The following is a 17914-nucleotide window of genomic DNA, read 5'->3' on the forward strand; positions in this document are numbered from 1 at the left end:
TATCTGCAGAATTATGACATACCAGGTACGGGTGGCTAAAGAACCCGTATCACACTCTCAACAGCCTTAATAGAGTCCATCGCTTCAAGATCTTTGACAATCTCTCTTAATTCTTTCTCTTGGATAGGGTCAATAATAAAATCCGCATGTGCTTCTGAACCATGCACATCATATTGATCAATAAATTTAACATTGGCATTATGTTTAAACAAAGTCTCACCAAGATCACGCAAAACCCCAAGTTTGTCATGCATCGATATTCTGATATAAAAAGAATTCTCGATTTCATCAATATTTTTCAATTCTGCTGCTTCCGTAAAATTGGAGATTTGCAAGGGATTTGGTTCTGAAGACTCTTGTGAAATCAAAATCAAAATGTCGCCAGCCACTGAACTAGCTGTCGGCAAGGAACCAGCACCCTTGCCAATTAAAGTGATCGTACCTGAAGCATCTCCCTTAACCAAAATTGCATTATTTTCCATCGATACATTAGCAAGTGGATTATCACGTGGCACAAAAACCGGATGTACTCTTGCGTCTAATTTATCATCATTATTAAAAATCATTCCAAGCAATTTAATTTCATAACCACGCTTGTGTGCCGAATTAATATCCATCTTGGTGATCTTGCTTATACCTTCGCGATAGACCTTGTTTACATCAACCCGCTTACCAGAAATAATTGAAGCTAAGATCGCAACTTTGTAAGCTGCATCATGCCCGTCAATATCATTAGTAGGGTCAGCCTCTGCAAAACCAAGTTCTTGAGCAGCCTTGAGCACTTCAGCAAAGGGTTTGCCTTCTTTTTTCATGACATCAAGAATGTAATTTGTGGTTCCGTTAAGTATTCCTTGCAAGCAAATAATTTTGTTTGCAGCAAGACTTTGTTTCAAAGTTGTAATAATTGGAATGCCGCCAGCTACCGCTGCTTCATACATAATGGTGCGCTGATGTTTTGCAGCTGCGATAAATAAATCATCCCCTTCAAGAGCCAGCAAGTCCTTATTGGCAGTAACAATATTTTTACCATTTCCAAGTGCCTTAATTAAGTGCTTCTTGGTCTGCTCGACTCCGCCCATTAATTCAACAACAATACTGATACTAGAGTCGGTTAAAACATCATCTATATTCCAAGTAAAAATACCGAGATCCAAGCCCAAATCTTTGGCAATTTCGCTTGCACGTTTTTCATTACGAACAAAAATCTTGGCAATTTGAACCTGCTTATGATTATTGAGTATTTTCACTAAGCCTGAACCAACAGTTCCACAGCCAAGTAATCCAATTTTAATTTTGGAGGACATGAATCATATTATAACCATAGTCACTTAAGCCTAGTTAGAACACCTATTTTTGGCAAAGAATTGAAAATAATCAAGGTTTTTCAATGGTTTTCACCTAGCCGCATAACGCTTACTTAACCTGTATCGGGTATATTAAAACTAACAAGAAGGCATATAAGAGTTTTTGACATAGGCGTCGAAAGTTTTTGTACAGCTTAAAGGAGGTGCTATATGCATTTAATTAACTTGATCTCATCACTACTCTTAGTAGTAGGAGCATTGAATTGGGGATTAGTAGGAATCCTTGATATCAACATAGTAGAAATGCTATTTGGTAGTTTCGGAATGGTAGTTGATTTAGTTTACGGACTAATTGGACTTTCATCTATACACTACATCATGCAGGGTAAATTATTCCCTGTTCAATAATAAACACGAACAATCAATCACTCAAATTTGGTAGAGTTATTGCGGACCCATTTATGGGTTTCGAAAGAACTCTAATAAACAATGAAAGCCTCAGCTTAGTCTGAGGCTTTTGCTTTGCTTACCAATTTTGATGTAGAATGCAGTTAGTGGGCTTTGTTAGCATACAAAAAAATATTGAAGAAGTACTCGCTCTTGTGGGCAGAGCAGCAAGCAACTTTGCACAAATTACTTATGCAATTGCTTGGGGCAGATTCAATATTGCAAGTTTCTTTACAGAAGCGAATATTTTTGTTTATGGCGTTATTATTCCGGTCATGGTTATTTCAATAGCACTTGGAGTCGTGATTGGAGTTCAACTTGGACCAGAATTTGTCTCAAAAGGAATCGGCAGCAAGCTCGGTATTCTTTCAGCTTTAACAATGACTAGAGAATTAATTCCCGTAGTTGGCTCTTTAATGATTGCAACTCAATACGGCACGGGGCTAGCAGCAGAACTTGCCAATATGCAAATTACCGAACAAATCGATGCGCTCAAAGTATTCAAAGTCAATCACCTCGAGTATTTAATAGTGCCTAAATTCTTGGCTGCGGTAATTTTTTCACCAATAATTATTTGGCTTGCAAGTATCGTTGCAGTAGCAAGTTCATACATAACAGTCTGGCTGACAGAAGACCTCAGCTTCAAAGGTTTTATGGGCAGCATCTGGTCCTATATCAAAATCTCCGACGTCACACTTTGCCTGATCAAATCAGCTGTCTTTGCTGCACTGATAATCATAATTGCAACCACGCTCGGGCTCAATGTCAAAGGTGGTGCCAAAGAAGTTGGTAAGGCAACTACATTGACTGTGATTCTGAGTTTTGTTGCTATTGTGGCTGTTGATTTTTTGATTACATCTGTGTATTTGTAAAGTTTTGCCGGTCAATCCTCCGAGAGCAAGCTCTCTGTTTGCGCTTCGCTGCCTCTTCAAGTGGAAGATGTTAGAATCATAGGTACTTACGATGCAAAACTACCCTCAACACTCAGACCAATTCACCAAGCTCTACGAGCTTTATACTGACTACAACTCACACACCAATATTTCTGCAATTAAAGACAAAGCCGAAGTCTATCAAAAACATTTTGAAGATTCTTTGAGCATTGTGCCATTTCTTGAAAACACCGAAGCTAATGTCATAGACGTTGGTACTGGTGGTGGCTTCCCAGCTTTGCCGCTTGCAATTGTGCTCCCGCAAATAACTATCACAGCAATTGATGGCACTGGCAAAAAGATTAGATTTGTGGAGCTTGCAAAAGAAGAACTAGAACTTACAAATCTCACTGCAATTACAGCAAGAGCAGAAGAACTGGCACACGACCAAAATCATCGCGAACAATATGATATGGCAATATCAAGAGCGGTAGCAGAACTCAGAATACTGCTTGAATATACTTGCGCCTTTGTTAAACCCAATGGATTTATTATTGCCTTCAAAAAACAAGGTATCGAAGAAGAGATTGCCATGGCACAAGCTGCAATGCACGAACTTAGTCTCAAATTGATTCAACAAATTGATCAAGGTGATAAACAATTATTGGTTTTCAAAAAAACTGCCAAGACGACAGCACTTTATCCTCGGAGCAATAAAGAAATTAAAAACAAAACTCTTTAGCTCAATCATCTATCAAAGGGAGCTGGGACAAAATTCCACAGATAACGTTGAGATTCTCGATAAAAGCTTCACCATTATGAACAAAATATAAATGCAGCACTCTAAATAGCCAACTTTGCTATAATCATCCTGCGGAGTGGAGCAGTCTGGTAGCTCGTTGGGCTCATAACCCAAAGGTCGTAAGTTCAAATCTTGCCTCCGCAACCATTCGTCTTCGCTTGCGCTACGACGCAATCTGGCTCAAAACTCTAGATATAAATGTTATAAATAGTCGTAGCGTTAGCGAGACGAATGCCACGTTGAAGCAAAATCGCGTAGCGATGAAGTGAAAACGGGCAAAGCCGTTACATATATATTCAAAATATCAATGAAATATGTATATATTTTAGAAAGTAGAGACTTTAATGGTAAATTTTATGTAGGGTCAACTTACGACCTGAAAAAGAGATTACTTGACCATAATTCAAAGAATTCTGGCTATACACAAAAATATACACCGTGGCAACTAAAAAACTATTTTGCATTCTCATCACCAGAAAAAGCGAATGACTTTGAAACATATCTCAAATCAAGCTCAGGAAGAAGTTTTTCAAAGAAACATTTTTAATATCATGCCTAAAGAAACTCTAAATTTAAAAAATACCCCTTGCCCAATCAATTTCGTTAGGACAAAGCTCAAACTCGATGAAATGCAAGCTGGTAATCAATTAAGCGTCTCGCTTGATGATGGCGAAGCAATCACGAGTGTAACGACCAGCATTCAAGAAGAAGGTCATATCATTAAATCCAAGACTCAACAAGAAGATGGTTCTTGGTTGCTTGAAATTATTAAAACAGCTAGTTAAACTCAGGTCTAGCAACAATACTGTCAAAAAGCACATTCGATTTAGGCTCTTCTTTCTTTGGCTCTTGATCATTCCAAAGTCTTTCTAGTTTGACTTTGTCTTCAACTGTCTTAGTGATATAACCTGTGACCATAGCGCTATAGAGTATTTGTCGAAGAGCCGATTTGTGCGTGGTAATCATTGTTTCACCAAGCTCTTCAGGCATAGTACCAAGTAAAGCAGCTAGGCTTCCACCAAAAAATTCTCCAGCTTCTTCACTTAAATCATCAGCAAGCTTGGTAAGCTCCTCTGTGTCTCTTTCAAGAAAAAATTTAAGTATAGGACCCATTTCCACTTCAAATTTTTGTTTATTTATTCTTCTGTCGCCAAAATCCATAGTTTGTTATATGATAGCACGGCATTACCAAAGAATGCTCTGATCTGTTAAAGCCTAAGCCACCGTCTTATTTGCTTCTTTGGCAGCGGATGCAACAAGCGCAGGAAACTCTGCAACTTGAATAGAAGCGCCGCCAACTAGAGCACCGTCAATATCAGACTGTCCCATAATCTCATCAATATTACTAGACTTAACTGAACCACCATAAAGGATGCTAGTAGCATCTGCTGTTGTTTGATTAAGTAGTTGAGCAAGCTTGCCGCGAATAACCTTGATGACACGATTGGCTTCAGCAGAATCGCAAACCTTGCCAGTACCAATTGCCCAAATCGGTTCATAAGCAATTGTAATTCTTGATGCAAAATCATTTAGCTCAAGACCCTTGATGCCAGCTTCAATTTGACCAGCAACCCAAGCATCTGTTTCACCAGACTCTCTTGTTGCTTCAGACTCACCGCAACAAAGAATTACTTGAAGACCAGCTTCGATTCCAGTTTTAACTTTGGCGTTGATAGTTGCGTTATCTTCTGAGAAATGTTCTCTACGTTCAGAGTGACCAACTAATACATGAGTGACTCCAATTTCTTTTAGCATCTCAGTGTTGATCTCACCAGTATAAGCGCCAGACTTGTGCTGACTACAATTTTGTGCACCAAGTGCAATCGTCAAACCTGATTCTTTAATCGCGTTTGCAGCTGCAGCCAAACTCGTAAAGGGCGGACAAACTAATGCTTGTACTTGCGTCAAATCATTTTGATTTAATTTGCTACTCACTTCACTCAAAAAAGACTTGGTCTGGTCTTGAGTCATGTTTAGTTTCCAATTACCTGCGATTATTTTTTTTCTCATAGTGCAGACAATATTAGCAACAAACTAACTAGATCTGATCGACCTGTACATCGAAACTTCGTTTCGAAACATGTCTAAAGTATTGCTTACAAAAGAATTGACAAAAACATATTTATTTCTTATAAGAAATTTTCAATTGAAATAAATTCCAAAGTATATACAGATAACTTCAAAAGATTTAAAAATGTTCCGAGAATCTATTGACGGCCCGGGCCTATGGTATTAAGATTTTTAATATCAGGAACAAAAATATGAGATTAGATTTTTCAGAAAGCACAGATTTAGAGATAGTAGAACTTTGTCAGATAGGAAAGAAAGAAGCTTTTAAGGAACTCGTCAAGAGATACCAAAAAAATGTTTTTGCTCTTTTATATCAACTGGCGCCAGAGTGGAGAGACCTCAATGACTTATCCCAAGAGGTTTTCATTAGAGTTTATAGAGGAGTACACAATCTTCGCAACCCTAAGATCTTCAAATCATGGCTAAACCAAATTGTATTGAATTTATTTTACGATGAGCTTCGCAAAAGACCACGTCGCGTCAAAACGGTAAGCATGGATCAAACTTATGAAGATGATAGTGGTGAGAACGAATTCATTAGAGAAGTTAGAGATCTCAAGCAAAAACCTGATGAAATCATCAGTAGCAACGAAACTAAGAACGCTATCAAAAAAGCAATGGCTCAATTACCGGAACAGTTCAGAACGGCAATCGTCTTGAGAGAACTACAGGGTCTGCAATACGAGGAGATCGCCGAATTACTCGGATGCGCTCTAGGCACTGTAAAATCGAGGATTTGGCGTGCAAGAGAAAGATTACAGGTATTACTTGAACCATTTTTACAAGAGGCTGGCTATTTTCATGCAGACGGCGGATTTCAGTCAAACGCGTTCTAACAGAGTTCTTTCTAAGCCATTTATGGATTCAACAGAACTCTACCAAAGAGCTTGTAACCAGGTAGCTAAAGCCACTAGGACCAGCTAATAGAGTATAATTAAGCCAGGTATTGATACCTGGCTATTGTTTTTACATGATTGACAAAGAAGATAAAACCAAAAACAAAGACTCCAAGGACAGAAAGCCCGATGAGATCATTGAATTATTAACTAATTTTTATGAACCTGAGGATTTAGAAATAGAAGAGTTTGATTTATTCTTTGACTCCATTGAACAAAAACTAGAAGATCAAAATCCAGTAAACAGAATTTCCAAGATTAGTGATCAAATTGAAACCAATATTAATCTTCGCGAACAAAAATTAGCCCAACTACTTAGAAGACTCGATCAAAAGAAAAATACCAGTCAAGTGAAAAAATCTAAGAAGTTGAAATTGAAACCTATTATCGCAATCGTGGTGATTTTACTGCTCATTACCTTAGCAAGTATTGCAAGAATCAACAATACTCAAAACTATAATTACATTAGCCTTGAAGGCGAGAATCTTGATTGGCAAAGTCTCAATCTAAACGAGACTCAAAAAACTCAACTTGAAGCAATCGATAACGAATGGTTAGCGTTTAAAAGCAGTGAAGAGACTCTCATTGAAAGCAGAAGAACAAAACTAGTTACTGAGATGAACGCAAGTTCTCCTGACTTCTTGCAAATAGATAAATACCAAAGAGAGATACTTGACCACGAGGTTATGCTCAAGCGTCAAAAACTAAACACTTTTCTTGAAAAACGTTTTATTCTTAATGAAGAACAGAGTCTTCAATTAATTAGAGAGATTGGTAAGCAAGCTAAATAGCCTTCAAAGCAACAAAAATCATATCAGACTGATCTTCCTTCAACAAAGCCTTGATCTCAGGATAGGCTCTCAGCGTTTGCGCGCCGAATAATCTAATCACATGGTCATTCTCAGAAAGCAAAGCCAATTCTTCATTAAAAAACTCAAGTGAATAATTCTTAGGGTCAATCAAATTACGCTCTCCGCTTAATTTAATCCCCAAAATGTTCTGCGACTCGTTTCTATTAAGTGCAAACTCAACTTGATGAATTCTTTCCATGTAATTAAACAAGGAGGTATATTCTTCCGAGACTTGTTTTTCTTTGTTTAAGACATAGGCTTGAGTAGTTAAGAACTGTTGGTTCTTGGCTTTAAAGAAATCCAAAAGAGCTTTCTTGACAACAAAAATCTCCATAATAAAATTGACCGGCTCTAATGGCTTATCAAACTGCGCTAACAAGTCCTCTAGTGATTTAATTTCTCCTGCCTGCCCCTTAAGTACAAAACCCTTGCCTTCATAGTCACTGATCTCAATAGCTTTGTTGGCACTAAAATAAGCATGGATCAAATGATTGATATCAAACTCATTTACAAATACCGGTTGGTAGATCTTTACTGTTGGCGGGCGATCAAACTGCTTAATAAACAACTTGGCAGCGTCTACCTGGTCTTGATCACCAAAAAGAATAATCGAATTTTTGCTGGGATCAAGAACGGCATTCGGTTTATTACGACTAGGATCCTGAGTAATCAGTAAATGCTCAAAAAGAATCTCATTCAATGCTTGGACGATTTTTCCAGCTGAATAATAAGTAACGGGAACTGATTCAAAAAACTGTCCTAGACCTTGCTTAGATGAGACGATTAAACTATTAGCCTTGAATTGATAACTTAGTCCGGCAAGCTCAATAACATCTTCGATTGCATCAATCACTCGCTGTTCATGAATGGTAATTGTTAGTTTACGATCATACTTCTCTGGCAAAACCACATTGAAATCAGCCTGCCTTGCCAAAACCAAAAGTATCTTAGAAAGCTCAGTTTCAAAGAAAGAGAAGTTGACCGACATTGTTAGCTTGGGATTATTAGCATGTGGTGTTTTAAAGAAAGACTCATCAACTGGTTGAGCTTTAAAAGCAGTTGCTGCTTGAACTGGCATCATCACGCTTAAAACCAAAGCTGAACTTATTAAAACAAGAGCACTAGATTGCTTGAGCCTCAGGGCTTGGGATTCTGCCCATATCAAAACATTGCGCATGCTCTTTATACTATAATAGTGCTATGTCTAAGTCAATTGAAGAGTTAAAAACAGAGGTCGGCGGATTAGAGGTTTGGTCACATATCGAAGAAGCGTCCAAGATTGGATACCAGGCAGTCAATCCTGACTTAGTTCCACTTTTTAAGTGGTATGGAATTTACGCACAAAAACCAAATGCAGAGGGTTACTTTATGATGCGTATCAAAGTACCGGGCGGCAAGCTTACGGCAAATCAACTTCGCACAATAAACGATCTAACCGAAAGATACGCTAGAGGAGTTGCTGATATTACAACAAGACAAGCCGTACAACTTCATTGGCTCAGAATTGAAGACATGCCAACTATTCTTCAAGAGCTCAAAGCAGTCGGTATGGATACTGCTGGTGGCTGCGGTGACATTTTGCGCAATGTAACAGGTTGCCCGCTTGCTGGACTTATTGAAGATGAAATTTTTGACGCTAGTAATGATCTTGTTGCAATAGATTCATACTTCACTCGCAACAAAGACTTTGCCAACCTACCACGCAAGTACAAAATGACAGTAACTGGCTGCACTTCTTGGTGCTCGCAACCAGATATCAACTGTATTGCCCTCGTTGGAGTCAAACATCCAAAGACAGGCGAACTTGGCTACGGACTCAAAATGGGTGGTGGACTCAGTACTAAACCGATGATCTCACGCAATTTTCCAGTTTTTGTACCACGTGACAAAGCCAAAGAAGTCACAATCGCTGCAACCAAGGTTTATAGAGACAATGGCTTTAGAGACAAACGCCACAAAGCCAGAATTAAATTTCTTATCGAAGACTGGGGAGTTGATAAATTTCTTGAAGCAATAGAAGCAGAGCTTGGTTACTCTCTTGAAAGAGTTGAACTAATTAGAACAATGGAAACGGGCGCACCTGAATACTTCCCTAGCCCCAAAGTCTCTCACCAAGATCATCTTGGCATCAACAAACTCAAGAATGGCCACTATGCTGTGGGCTTAGCTTTTGTTAGTGGCAGATCTTACTCTCCTGACTTTGCAAATATCGCCAGCTTGATTGAAAAATATTGCAAAGATGGTGAAGCTAGAACAACCAATAAACAAAACCTAATCATTGTTAATGTACTTGAATCCAAACTCAATGACTTAATTAAAGAAGCGCAAGAACTAGGACTAAAAACCGAACACTCTGCCTTTACGCAATTGGGTGTAGCTTGTACCGGCACTGAATTTTGCAACCTGGCGATAGTTGAAACCAAGACCAAGGCCAAAAAACTTTTTGATTATTTAGATAAAGAATTTCCCGGCTTCGCGATAAATGGCAAAGCTGAGGATAAGTCTCAAGAGCTCATGATTTCGGTAACTGGCTGCCCAAACAACTGCGCCCAATACTCTATAGCCGATATCGGTTTAGTTGGCGCCAAAATCAAAACCGACTCAGGCGAGATGCTTGACGCATTTAGAATATTTCTGGGTGGCAGACTTGGTAATAATGCACAATTTGGTAAAGCACTGGACGGAAGATTTTTACATGCAGACATAGATGTCACCTTGTCAAAGCTGCTACAATACTATACAAAGCACAAAAAAGAAAACGAATTTTTCAGAGATTTTGTCGACCGTATTGGCACCGTGGCCATTCAATCCGAGGCACTTGCTCAATGACAATCCCAGACTGGCAAGAACTAGGTTTGGACTTTGAAGAAAAAAGCTCAAAAGCTTTGGAATTTGCATTAAGTGAATTACTTAAGCAAGGAGATATCATTTTCTTAACTGCTTTTGGTTCCGAGGGTTGCATCATATTTAAGATGATTGCAGACCTTATCAATCAAGGACAATTGGACAAAACAATGTTGGTAGAAGACCTCGACGAGCTCAAACAAGAAGCCAGCCACGGTAGATTAGCTATCGTCAACTTGGATACTGGTTATCAATTTAAAGAAACTCTTGAACTCAAAGACAAACTTGAAACCAAATATGGACTCAAGGTTATTATGCTTGAGCCCAAACATAGCGTCAGTGAACAAGACGAAGAATATGGCAAGGATTTATTCAAAACCGATCCTGATCAATGCTGCTACATGCGCAAGCTAGTACCACTCTCCAATCTTTTACAAAACAAACTTGCATGGATTACTTCTATTCGTCGTGAGCAAAGTTCTCATCGTGCCAGCGCTTTAGCTTTTGAATACGACAAAAAATTCAAACTAGGTAAAATCAATCCTCTAATCAAGTGGACCAAGTCTGATGTCTGGAAATATATTCACGAAAATCAAATACCTTATAACTTACTTTTGGATCAGGGTTATGACAGTATTGGCTGCGAACCTTGTACTAGTCCCGGAGAGGGGCGCAAAGGACGCTGGGCAGGACAAGACAAAATCGAGTGCGGTTTACATATTCAAGAAGAAGAGATGGAACAAGGAGGAGAGTTTACAATCTAAACCAAAATGTCACAAAACAAACTATATCCAATATTTCTCAAACTTGAAAACAAAAAAGTCCTCATTGTTGGTGGTGGCTTGATTGCCTTACAAAAACTAGTGGGCTTACTCAATACAGATGCAGCGATCACAGTACTAGCTCCAACTATTATTAATGAGCTTTATGCCTGCAAAGGAGTGTTTCCCGATATTAGACATATTAAATTCATAGAGCGAGAATATGAACTTGGAGACGAAAAGGATTTCGATCTAGTAATTGCAGCGACAGACATCAACGAACTCAATAATACAATTGCTAATCGTTGTCGCGATCAATTGATACTAGTCAACTCAGTTGATCAAATGGATTACTGTGATTTTTACGTACCGAGCATCGTTGATTCAGGCGATGTCAAAATCGCAATTAGCACCAATGGCAAAGCTCCTGCTATTGCCCAAAAACTCAGACTCGAGCTTGAAAGAAACCTAGACAATGGTTTTCAAGATCTTGTTACTAAGGTCTCAGAATTTCGCACTAAGGTCAAAAAGAAATTCAGCAAGGACTCAGACTCAAGACGTCGCATGAAACTGGTTTGCTGGTACACCGATAGAGAATGGTCAAAATTTCAAAACAAGGAGAGAGTCAATGTTTATCAATACTAACAATCTAGATACAATGAAAAGAAAGACTCAAGCCATGCTTAGCTTGGTTGGTGCTGGTCCTGGTGATCCTGAGTTGATTTCAATTAAAGCCCTCAAAACCATCCAAAAAGCCGATGTGATTCTTTATGACTCACTGGTAAATCCACAAGTCTTCAATTTGGCTTTTGAGAATTTCGATCCTTATAACAAAACTAAATGGATCGACAGTATTGATCTTGCACCAGATGATTTTGACAGCTCAGTAATTTATGAATGGCTCAATGAACAAAACCAAGAGCTTGATCTTTTGAGTCCGAGTAATAGACGTGAAGCAAAGCAACCAAGCAAAAGTAGATACCCGGAGTTGATTTTTGTCGGCAAGCGCAAGGGACACAAATCAGTCAAACAAGAAGATATCAACAACCTGATTCTTGATAGGCTCAAAGCCGGTCAGCATGTACTCAGACTCAAAGGTGGTGATCCATTTATTTTTGCAAGAGGAGTAGAAGAGCTTGAAATTGCAAAAGACAATGGCTATGACTATCAAGTCATTCCCGGCTTAACAAGTGGTCTTGCCGTGCCAGTGTCACGTGCGATTTCACTCACTCGCAGGGGGCAAAGTGATTCTGTCACTCTTGTGACCGGGCATGAAATAGATGAACTGAAACTAGAAACCTGGGCAAGAATTCTTGACTCTGGTTCGACCCTCATCGTTTATATGGGTCTTAGTAATGTCGTGCAAATTCTTAGAGGACTCAAAAAGAACCTGGACACAGATATGCCAGCACTTGCAATACACAACGGTACACTCGAAAACGAAATAGTAGTTACCAGTAATCTCCAATCTTTGGCTCAGGATATGATTAACCATGGCATCAAATCACCAGCCATCTTGATATTTGGCAAATATATTAACCCCGATCTCAAAATCAAGATAGCCAATGAACTCAGCAAGATAAAGCCAGAGGACAAGCTGGAAACTGTTTGGACGGCTCATTAATTTAGTTAAAAAGCTATAAAGTTTTGCCATGAATTTAATCGTCTCTGGGTTCAATTCCCCGCAGCTTGCTGCGCAAAAGGGAAGTCGCAGGAAACCGTAGGTTTCTTGCTGAGGGGAATTAAACCTAGAATGACGATTAAAAAAACAAAAAAAATCATATCGAGTGCTCTGGTGTTTATATGGTGGACTGGAGATTAGCTAAGCACTCGATTAAATGTAGATACCCCTAGGCTTGCCTAGGGGTTCTTCATTTTACTCGGCTGCAAGCAACCGGGTTTTCACTACATTCGGAATAAACAGTGAGTTATTTGTATAAAAATTATTAACATGATGATTCTACCAGCTGATCTTGATAGAATTAGTCTATGGGAGCAACTATAACTAATCCGGAGAAAGAAACTATGCAAATAGGCTTGGGGAAACAAACTCGCAGGGCTTATGGTTTTGATGAGATCGCCTTAGTACCAACTGGCAATACTCTAGATGTCGAGCTTTGTGACACTAGCTGGCAACTAGGTCAATTCAAATTTGATGTGCCAATTATCGCCAGTGCCATGGATTCAGTAGTGAGCCCAGAGAATGCAGGAATCATTGTTAACGAGGGTGCACTTGCAGTACTCAACCTCCAGGGAATTTATACTAGATACGAAGACTATTCCAAAGTACTAAGAGAGATGGCTCTTGCAACAAAAACAGAATTTGTTGAATTGATGCAAAAAATCTACAAAGAACCAATTAAACCTGAACTAGTCAAAAAAGTAGTTAAGCAAATCAAAGCGAGTTTTAAAGATAAAGCAAAACCCGTTGCAATCTCACTTGCACCGTATCTAGCAAACGAATACTTACCTATACTTGAAGAGGCTGGTGTCGATATCATCGTTATCCAATCAACGGTAGTTGGTCTTGAACATAGATCGGCTCCTAATAATCAATCTAAAGACCTACTTGATACAAAACCAACCCAACTCAAGCTAGAAGAATTTTGCAAAAGATCATCTATCCCAGTAGTAGTTGGCAATTGTGTTGATTACAAAATCGCTCTTAAATTAATGGACACAGGAATTGCTGGACTATTAATCGGTATTGGACCAGGTGCTGCTTGCACATCTAGAGGCGTACTTGGCATTGGCGTACCAATGGCAACAGCAATCGCTGACTGCCGTCAAGCAAGAGATGATCATTATAAAGAAACCGGCAACTATGTGCCAATCATTGCAGACGGTGGTATGGGCATCGGTGGTGATATTTGTAAAGCAATAGCTTGCGGTGCTGACTCTGTAATGATTGGTTCACCATTTGCAAGAACAGTCGAAGCTCCTGCTCCTGGATTTCATTGGGGCATGGCAACGCCAAGCCCAGTACTTCCAAGAGGAACTAGAATCAAGGTTGGTACTCACTGTACGATTAATGAGTTAATTCATGGTCCAGCTAAAAGAGATGACGGAAGTCAAAATCTTTTGGGTGCACTCAAAACTTCAATGGCAACTCTTGGTGCCCAAAATCTTAAAGAGATGCAAGATGCTGAAGTTATTATTGCTCCTTCTATTTTGACTGAGGGGAAAGTATTTCAGACGGCGCAGGAGATTGGCATGGGGTCGTCTAGATGATACAATGAGGCTGTGAGCCCAACTGTATTTAAATACAAGAACTACAGATTCTTTTTCTTTTCAAGAGAAGAAACAAGGAGGCATATACATATAAGTTCTACTGAAGGTGAGGCAAAATTTTGGCTTGAACCAACAATTGAATTAGCAAAAGCATATAAGTTATCAGAAGTTTAACTCAATGAACTTCAAAAGATAGTAGAGGAGAAAAAAGATGAAATCTGCAAAGCATGGAACAAACACTTCAAAAGTTGAAGTTGTCGGAATCACGATGAATGGAATATGGCTCCATGTTAATGAAATGGAATATTTCCTACCATTTGAGGATTACCCTTGGTTCCAAGAAGCTAAATTAGGCGATATTCCCAAAGTAGAATTACTGCATGGACATCATTTGCGTTGGGATAAATTAGATATTGATATAGAACTTGAATCACTCACCAATATTGAAAAGTATCCACTTAAGTATCAACGCTGATGTCTAAACCATTATTCATCCTAGTAATCTCCGGCACCGATACCATCAAGCACCCAGGTATCTCAGCTGCTGGCGCCACTCAAGACATGCTCAAATACACTGCTGCACTTGACGCGGAGTTTATTTATCATGGCAAAGTCAAAACCCTTCCAGAGCTGCCAGTTTCACCTGATGGCATCGTAAGTCCTGCACTTATTAGCAAAGCCTGTCTCAACTTGATGCATATACCAAGTATCATTATTGACGCGGGAGCTCACGTCAAACCTCAATGCCCATATATCCAAGTTCGCTATCAGCCTGCAGCAGACATCTCAACAGGCAAAGCCATGACTCGCCATGAGGTACTTGAATTAATTCTTACAGGCAATGAACTAGCTGAAGAATTTGCAGATTTTGATGAATTGATTATTGCCGAGTGTGTAGTCGGAGGAACAACTACTGCACTTGGTTTACTGACTGCACTTGGTTATGACTGCCTGGATATGGTTTCTAGTAGTTTTCCAAATGGTAATCATGCTTTGAAGCGGGAGATTATAGAGCAAGGCTTGTCGCGTCGTAACGAAGCGAAGACCGGAGTGAAGACGGATGACGGACTATCAGCACTTGCTGCCATGGGTGATCCAAGCCAAGCATTAATTGCAGGACTAGTGCAAGGCTCTAAGCAAGAAGTCACACTTGCAGGTGGGACGCAGATGCTAGCAATCGCTGCGCTCATCAAAAGACTAGGCAAAGAAGCTCAGTTTAGTATTTCACCAAGCCCTTGGGTAATCAAAGACCAATCAGCAAAGTTCTTTGAGCTACATCAACTTGTTTGTCCAGAGATTGAAATCAAAAACCTAGAACTCAAAGCCTGCCAAAGCCTAGAACTAGAAGACAAAGTCAAAGAACTCTCTGGTTTAGAACTTAAAGATATATTTGCTAGATACGATGAGGGTCATGTCAAAGAAGGTGTGGGCATGGGTGCTTTGCTCACAAGGTTGATTTCTGCAGCTCAGTGCGAATATCATCCGACTTCACCGACAAAGGGCTTTCAGCTTAGATTTTAGCCATTACCTGAGCCGATCAGCACAAATAATCGGCTCATCCAAGGGTTATTTATGAGCCGATTACGTGGTATAATCGGCTCATGGCATACAACTGGCAACTAAAAGACTGGCCTGATTTTAGTTATGACTTAGCCCAAATTCATGACTTGTTGATTGATTCAGTTGAAAGAATCTCTTTACTTACCGGTGGAATCAAAGAACTTGAAGACAAGAATAAACTAGATGCCGTTATCAAAATCATGCTATCTGAAGCTCTAAAAAGTTCAGAGATTGAGGGAGAACTTCTTAATCAAGAAGCAGTCTTCTCTTCAATTAGACAACAGATGGGATTAAAACCCACTCTTAGTCAAAAAAATTCTAAAGCAGACTCAATCACGAGAGTAATTGTTGATGCGTACAGAAGCTTTGATAAAACTCTTACAATCAAACAACTCAACAATTGGCACGCAAGTTTATTTCAAGATCATAAAGATATTGTAGTTGGTGACTTTCGAAAACATAAAGAACCAATGCAAGTTGTCTCTGGAGATATTGGCAAACCCAAAATCCATTTCCAAGCGCCTCCCTCAGCTAGTTTAAAGAAAGAGATGCGCGATTTTGTTAAGTGGTTCAATCAAACAGCAAGCAAACAAGACCAAGAAATCAAAGCCGCACCAATACGTGCAGCTATTACTCATTTGTATTTTGAATCAATTCATCCCTATGAAGATGGTAACGGGCGCATTGGTAGAGTGCTTGCAGAAAAAGCATTATCACAAACAATGGGCTATCCATTGATTATTTGCATGTCATTAGAGATAGAATCCAAGAAAAAACTCTATTATTCCAAGCTCGAAGAAGCTCAAAAATCTAATGAGATCACCGAATGGTTAGAATATTTTTTAGCAATGCTCATCAAAGCAAGTTATAGAACCGAGAAAATAATCCAATTTGTTATCAAAAAATCACAATTCTTCAAGCGTCACAGTCAAAGACTCAACCAAAGACAAACCAAAACTGTTCAACGCATGCTAGAAGAAGGTGTTGAAGGTTTTCAAGGCGGCATGACTGCTGCCAAATATATTAAAATCACAAAATGCTCTAAAGCCACAGCAACAAGAGACCTCGCTGATTTATTAGAATCTGCTGTTTTCATTAAACGACCAGGAGAAGGTAGAAGCACAAGTTATGACTTGAATCTTTGATTGATAGGGTTCTCAATGTGGAATTGTTGAGAGCTGACCGTCCTCCCTCATATCCAGCCTTGTTCTTGGGCATGAGATTTTAATTCCCTAATATTCCTAGAGATAGTCTCAACACTGGGTAATCCCACCCAAGTAAGATCTTCCTCCAATTCAGAAGCATATTCATCACAAAACCCCAACCACATTACAACAATATCTTTTACATGATATTTTACAAAACTTGTATTTGTAATAAAGTCCTTCCCCTTTAATTGTCTAGTTTTATACTCTTCCTCCATTGCTTCAAAGTAATCAAGCATAAATTGATAATCTTCTTCTTCTGCTTTGCGGCAAGGATCAGCAAACAATCTATCACCATTAGAGTAGGTTGGTCTGTCCTTGTAGTGACTCCAAAAATAAATTGACTCATCGACTGCTAAGTTATTGAATATATAGACAAATCCTGCCTCTTCACCGTTGAAAAGATCGAGATAGTCTCTCTCCTCTTGCTCAGATTGTCCAGCCTTAGTTATAAAACGATGTAGGAAACATAAAAAAGTTGCGACAAACACGATGTAGTGGAATAGATCATCAAATAAAAACTCTAAGCCCTCTGGTGAAACCCAGTTTATTGTACAAGTAAGGTTACCCGAACAATATATCTCGGTTTCTTTCTTAGAGAAATTTATACCAATGTTCTTGTCGGACTCCATCATCACTCTTATTATTTATTTACTACTCTCTCGTCAGAACCAACTGACAATGGAAATATTGTTCCTATCCTATGACTATCCTTAACCTCGGTTTTAAATGTTGGGAACTCAAACCTTCCTGTAACAGTATCAGTTACAATCAAAAGCTTAGAAGTAGGTCTTGTTGCAAAATCCTTCCATTCTCTACCATCCTTTTCATAATCCTTTTCAAAAAGAGTGTTTTCTAAATAATTATCACCGATCACTGAATTTCCATCTACAACCATGTCTTTAATATAATCCAGTATGACATCATTTTCTTTAAATGACACTCCGCCTAAAATTTGCTACTCCTCGCAGCAAAGCTGGCGAGGTATCTACGCAAATTTTTACCCTGCGGGCACCGGCTACGTGTCCGTTCATCGCGCAGCTCATCCCCGAAGCAAATTAATTTATAACA

The 17914-nt window shown here is 39.1% G+C and carries 21 protein-coding genes, 1 tRNA gene and 1 pseudogene; 17 read left to right on the forward strand and 6 right to left on the reverse strand.

Annotated elements, in window-relative coordinates:
- Positions 1-35: 35 nt before the first annotated feature.
- Positions 36-1304 (reverse strand): homoserine dehydrogenase, encoded by a 1269-nt coding sequence (locus O3C63_00220; GenBank protein MDA0771348.1) that lies wholly within the window; start codon positions 1302-1304, stop codon positions 36-38.
- A gap of 210 nt (positions 1305-1514) precedes the next feature.
- Here O3C63_00220 and O3C63_00225 point away from each other — a divergent pair, with 210 nt between their 5' ends.
- The 6 genes from O3C63_00225 (at position 1515) to O3C63_00250 (ending at position 4210) form a co-directional block, all read left to right on the forward strand.
- The gene (locus tag O3C63_00225) at positions 1515-1712 is read left to right on the forward strand and encodes a DUF378 domain-containing protein (GenBank protein ID MDA0771349.1); all 198 of its coding nucleotides are present in this window, start codon (positions 1515-1517) and stop codon (positions 1710-1712) included.
- A gap of 137 nt (positions 1713-1849) precedes the next feature.
- Positions 1850-2623: an ABC transporter permease gene (locus O3C63_00230; protein ID MDA0771350.1), complete on the forward strand. Its 774-nt coding sequence runs from the start codon at positions 1850-1852 to the stop codon at positions 2621-2623.
- 91 nt (positions 2624-2714) lie between these two features.
- A complete protein-coding gene (gene rsmG, locus O3C63_00235; GenBank protein MDA0771351.1) occupies positions 2715-3365 on the forward strand; it encodes a 16S rRNA (guanine(527)-N(7))-methyltransferase RsmG in 651 nt (216 codons plus the stop codon).
- A 130-nt stretch (positions 3366-3495) separates the two neighbouring features.
- Positions 3496-3572 (forward strand) — tRNA-Met (locus tag O3C63_00240).
- 160 nt (positions 3573-3732) lie between these two features.
- Positions 3733-3972, forward strand: coding sequence for a GIY-YIG nuclease family protein (locus tag O3C63_00245; GenBank protein MDA0771352.1), 240 nt, complete (start codon positions 3733-3735; stop codon positions 3970-3972).
- Positions 3911-4210, forward strand: a complete 300-nt coding sequence (locus tag O3C63_00250; GenBank protein ID MDA0771353.1) for a sulfurtransferase TusA family protein — start codon at positions 3911-3913, stop codon at positions 4208-4210. Before O3C63_00245 ends, O3C63_00250 begins: the two co-directional genes overlap by 62 nt.
- Here the strand turns inward: O3C63_00250 and O3C63_00255 are convergent.
- Positions 4203-4586: a DUF760 domain-containing protein gene (locus O3C63_00255; protein ID MDA0771354.1), complete on the reverse strand. Its 384-nt coding sequence runs from the start codon at positions 4584-4586 to the stop codon at positions 4203-4205. The genes O3C63_00250 and O3C63_00255 overlap by 8 nt on opposite strands.
- A gap of 54 nt (positions 4587-4640) precedes the next feature.
- The gene (tpiA, locus tag O3C63_00260) at positions 4641-5435 is read right to left on the reverse strand and encodes a triose-phosphate isomerase (protein MDA0771355.1); all 795 of its coding nucleotides are present in this window, start codon (positions 5433-5435) and stop codon (positions 4641-4643) included.
- Between the two features lie 251 nt (positions 5436-5686).
- Between tpiA and O3C63_00265 the strand changes: the two genes are divergently transcribed.
- Both O3C63_00265 and O3C63_00270 read left to right on the forward strand, forming a co-directional pair.
- The gene (locus O3C63_00265) at positions 5687-6331 is read left to right on the forward strand and encodes a sigma-70 family RNA polymerase sigma factor (GenBank protein MDA0771356.1); all 645 of its coding nucleotides are present in this window, start codon (positions 5687-5689) and stop codon (positions 6329-6331) included.
- A 134-nt stretch (positions 6332-6465) separates the two neighbouring features.
- Positions 6466-7182 carry a hypothetical protein gene (locus O3C63_00270; GenBank protein ID MDA0771357.1) on the forward strand — a complete coding sequence of 239 codons (717 nt, stop codon included), beginning with the start codon at positions 6466-6468 and terminating at the stop codon, positions 7180-7182.
- Here the strand turns inward: O3C63_00270 and O3C63_00275 are convergent.
- Entirely contained in the window at positions 7175-8419 is a 1245-nt protein-coding gene (locus tag O3C63_00275; protein ID MDA0771358.1) for a hypothetical protein, read from the reverse strand. The two genes, O3C63_00270 and O3C63_00275, sit on opposite strands and share 8 nt — an antisense overlap.
- Before the next feature lie 23 nt (positions 8420-8442).
- Between O3C63_00275 and O3C63_00280 the strand changes: the two genes are divergently transcribed.
- The 9 genes and pseudogenes from O3C63_00280 (at position 8443) to O3C63_00320 (ending at position 16783) form a co-directional block, all read left to right on the forward strand.
- Complete coding sequence (locus O3C63_00280) at positions 8443-10071, forward strand: nitrite/sulfite reductase (GenBank protein MDA0771359.1); 1629 nt, start codon at positions 8443-8445, stop codon at positions 10069-10071.
- On the forward strand, positions 10068-10850 hold the full coding sequence (locus O3C63_00285) for a phosphoadenylyl-sulfate reductase (protein ID MDA0771360.1): 783 nt from the start codon (positions 10068-10070) through the stop codon (positions 10848-10850). Before O3C63_00280 ends, O3C63_00285 begins: the two co-directional genes overlap by 4 nt.
- A gap of 6 nt (positions 10851-10856) precedes the next feature.
- Entirely contained in the window at positions 10857-11492 is a 636-nt protein-coding gene (locus O3C63_00290) for a bifunctional precorrin-2 dehydrogenase/sirohydrochlorin ferrochelatase (GenBank protein MDA0771361.1), read from the forward strand.
- 13 nt (positions 11493-11505) lie between these two features.
- On the forward strand, positions 11506-12471 hold the full coding sequence (locus O3C63_00295) for a uroporphyrinogen-III C-methyltransferase (protein MDA0771362.1): 966 nt from the start codon (positions 11506-11508) through the stop codon (positions 12469-12471).
- A 365-nt stretch (positions 12472-12836) separates the two neighbouring features.
- Positions 12837-14078: a GuaB3 family IMP dehydrogenase-related protein gene (locus O3C63_00300; GenBank protein MDA0771363.1), complete on the forward strand. Its 1242-nt coding sequence runs from the start codon at positions 12837-12839 to the stop codon at positions 14076-14078.
- A 12-nt stretch (positions 14079-14090) separates the two neighbouring features.
- Positions 14091-14330 (forward strand): annotated as a pseudogene (locus tag O3C63_00305) (DUF4160 domain-containing protein).
- Positions 14290-14553 (forward strand): DUF2442 domain-containing protein, encoded by a 264-nt coding sequence (locus O3C63_00310; protein ID MDA0771364.1) that lies wholly within the window; start codon positions 14290-14292, stop codon positions 14551-14553. Before O3C63_00305 ends, O3C63_00310 begins: the two are co-directional and overlap by 41 nt.
- Complete coding sequence (locus O3C63_00315) at positions 14553-15599, forward strand: TIGR00303 family protein (protein ID MDA0771365.1); 1047 nt, start codon at positions 14553-14555, stop codon at positions 15597-15599. The genes O3C63_00310 and O3C63_00315 overlap by 1 nt, the downstream gene beginning before the upstream one ends.
- A gap of 80 nt (positions 15600-15679) precedes the next feature.
- The gene (locus tag O3C63_00320) at positions 15680-16783 is read left to right on the forward strand and encodes a Fic family protein (GenBank protein MDA0771366.1); all 1104 of its coding nucleotides are present in this window, start codon (positions 15680-15682) and stop codon (positions 16781-16783) included.
- A 47-nt stretch (positions 16784-16830) separates the two neighbouring features.
- Here O3C63_00320 and O3C63_00325 read toward each other — a convergent pair whose 3' ends face one another.
- Together O3C63_00325 and O3C63_00330 are read right to left on the reverse strand one after the other, a co-directional pair.
- On the reverse strand, positions 16831-17475 hold the full coding sequence (locus tag O3C63_00325; protein MDA0771367.1) for a hypothetical protein: 645 nt from the start codon (positions 17473-17475) through the stop codon (positions 16831-16833).
- 11 nt (positions 17476-17486) lie between these two features.
- Positions 17487-17786: a hypothetical protein gene (locus tag O3C63_00330; protein ID MDA0771368.1), complete on the reverse strand. Its 300-nt coding sequence runs from the start codon at positions 17784-17786 to the stop codon at positions 17487-17489.
- Positions 17787-17914: the final 128 nt, after the last annotated feature.

This window comes from Cyanobacteriota bacterium (genome assembly GCA_027618255.1).
Classification (GTDB): Bacteria; Cyanobacteriota; Vampirovibrionia; order LMEP-6097; family LMEP-6097; genus JABHOV01.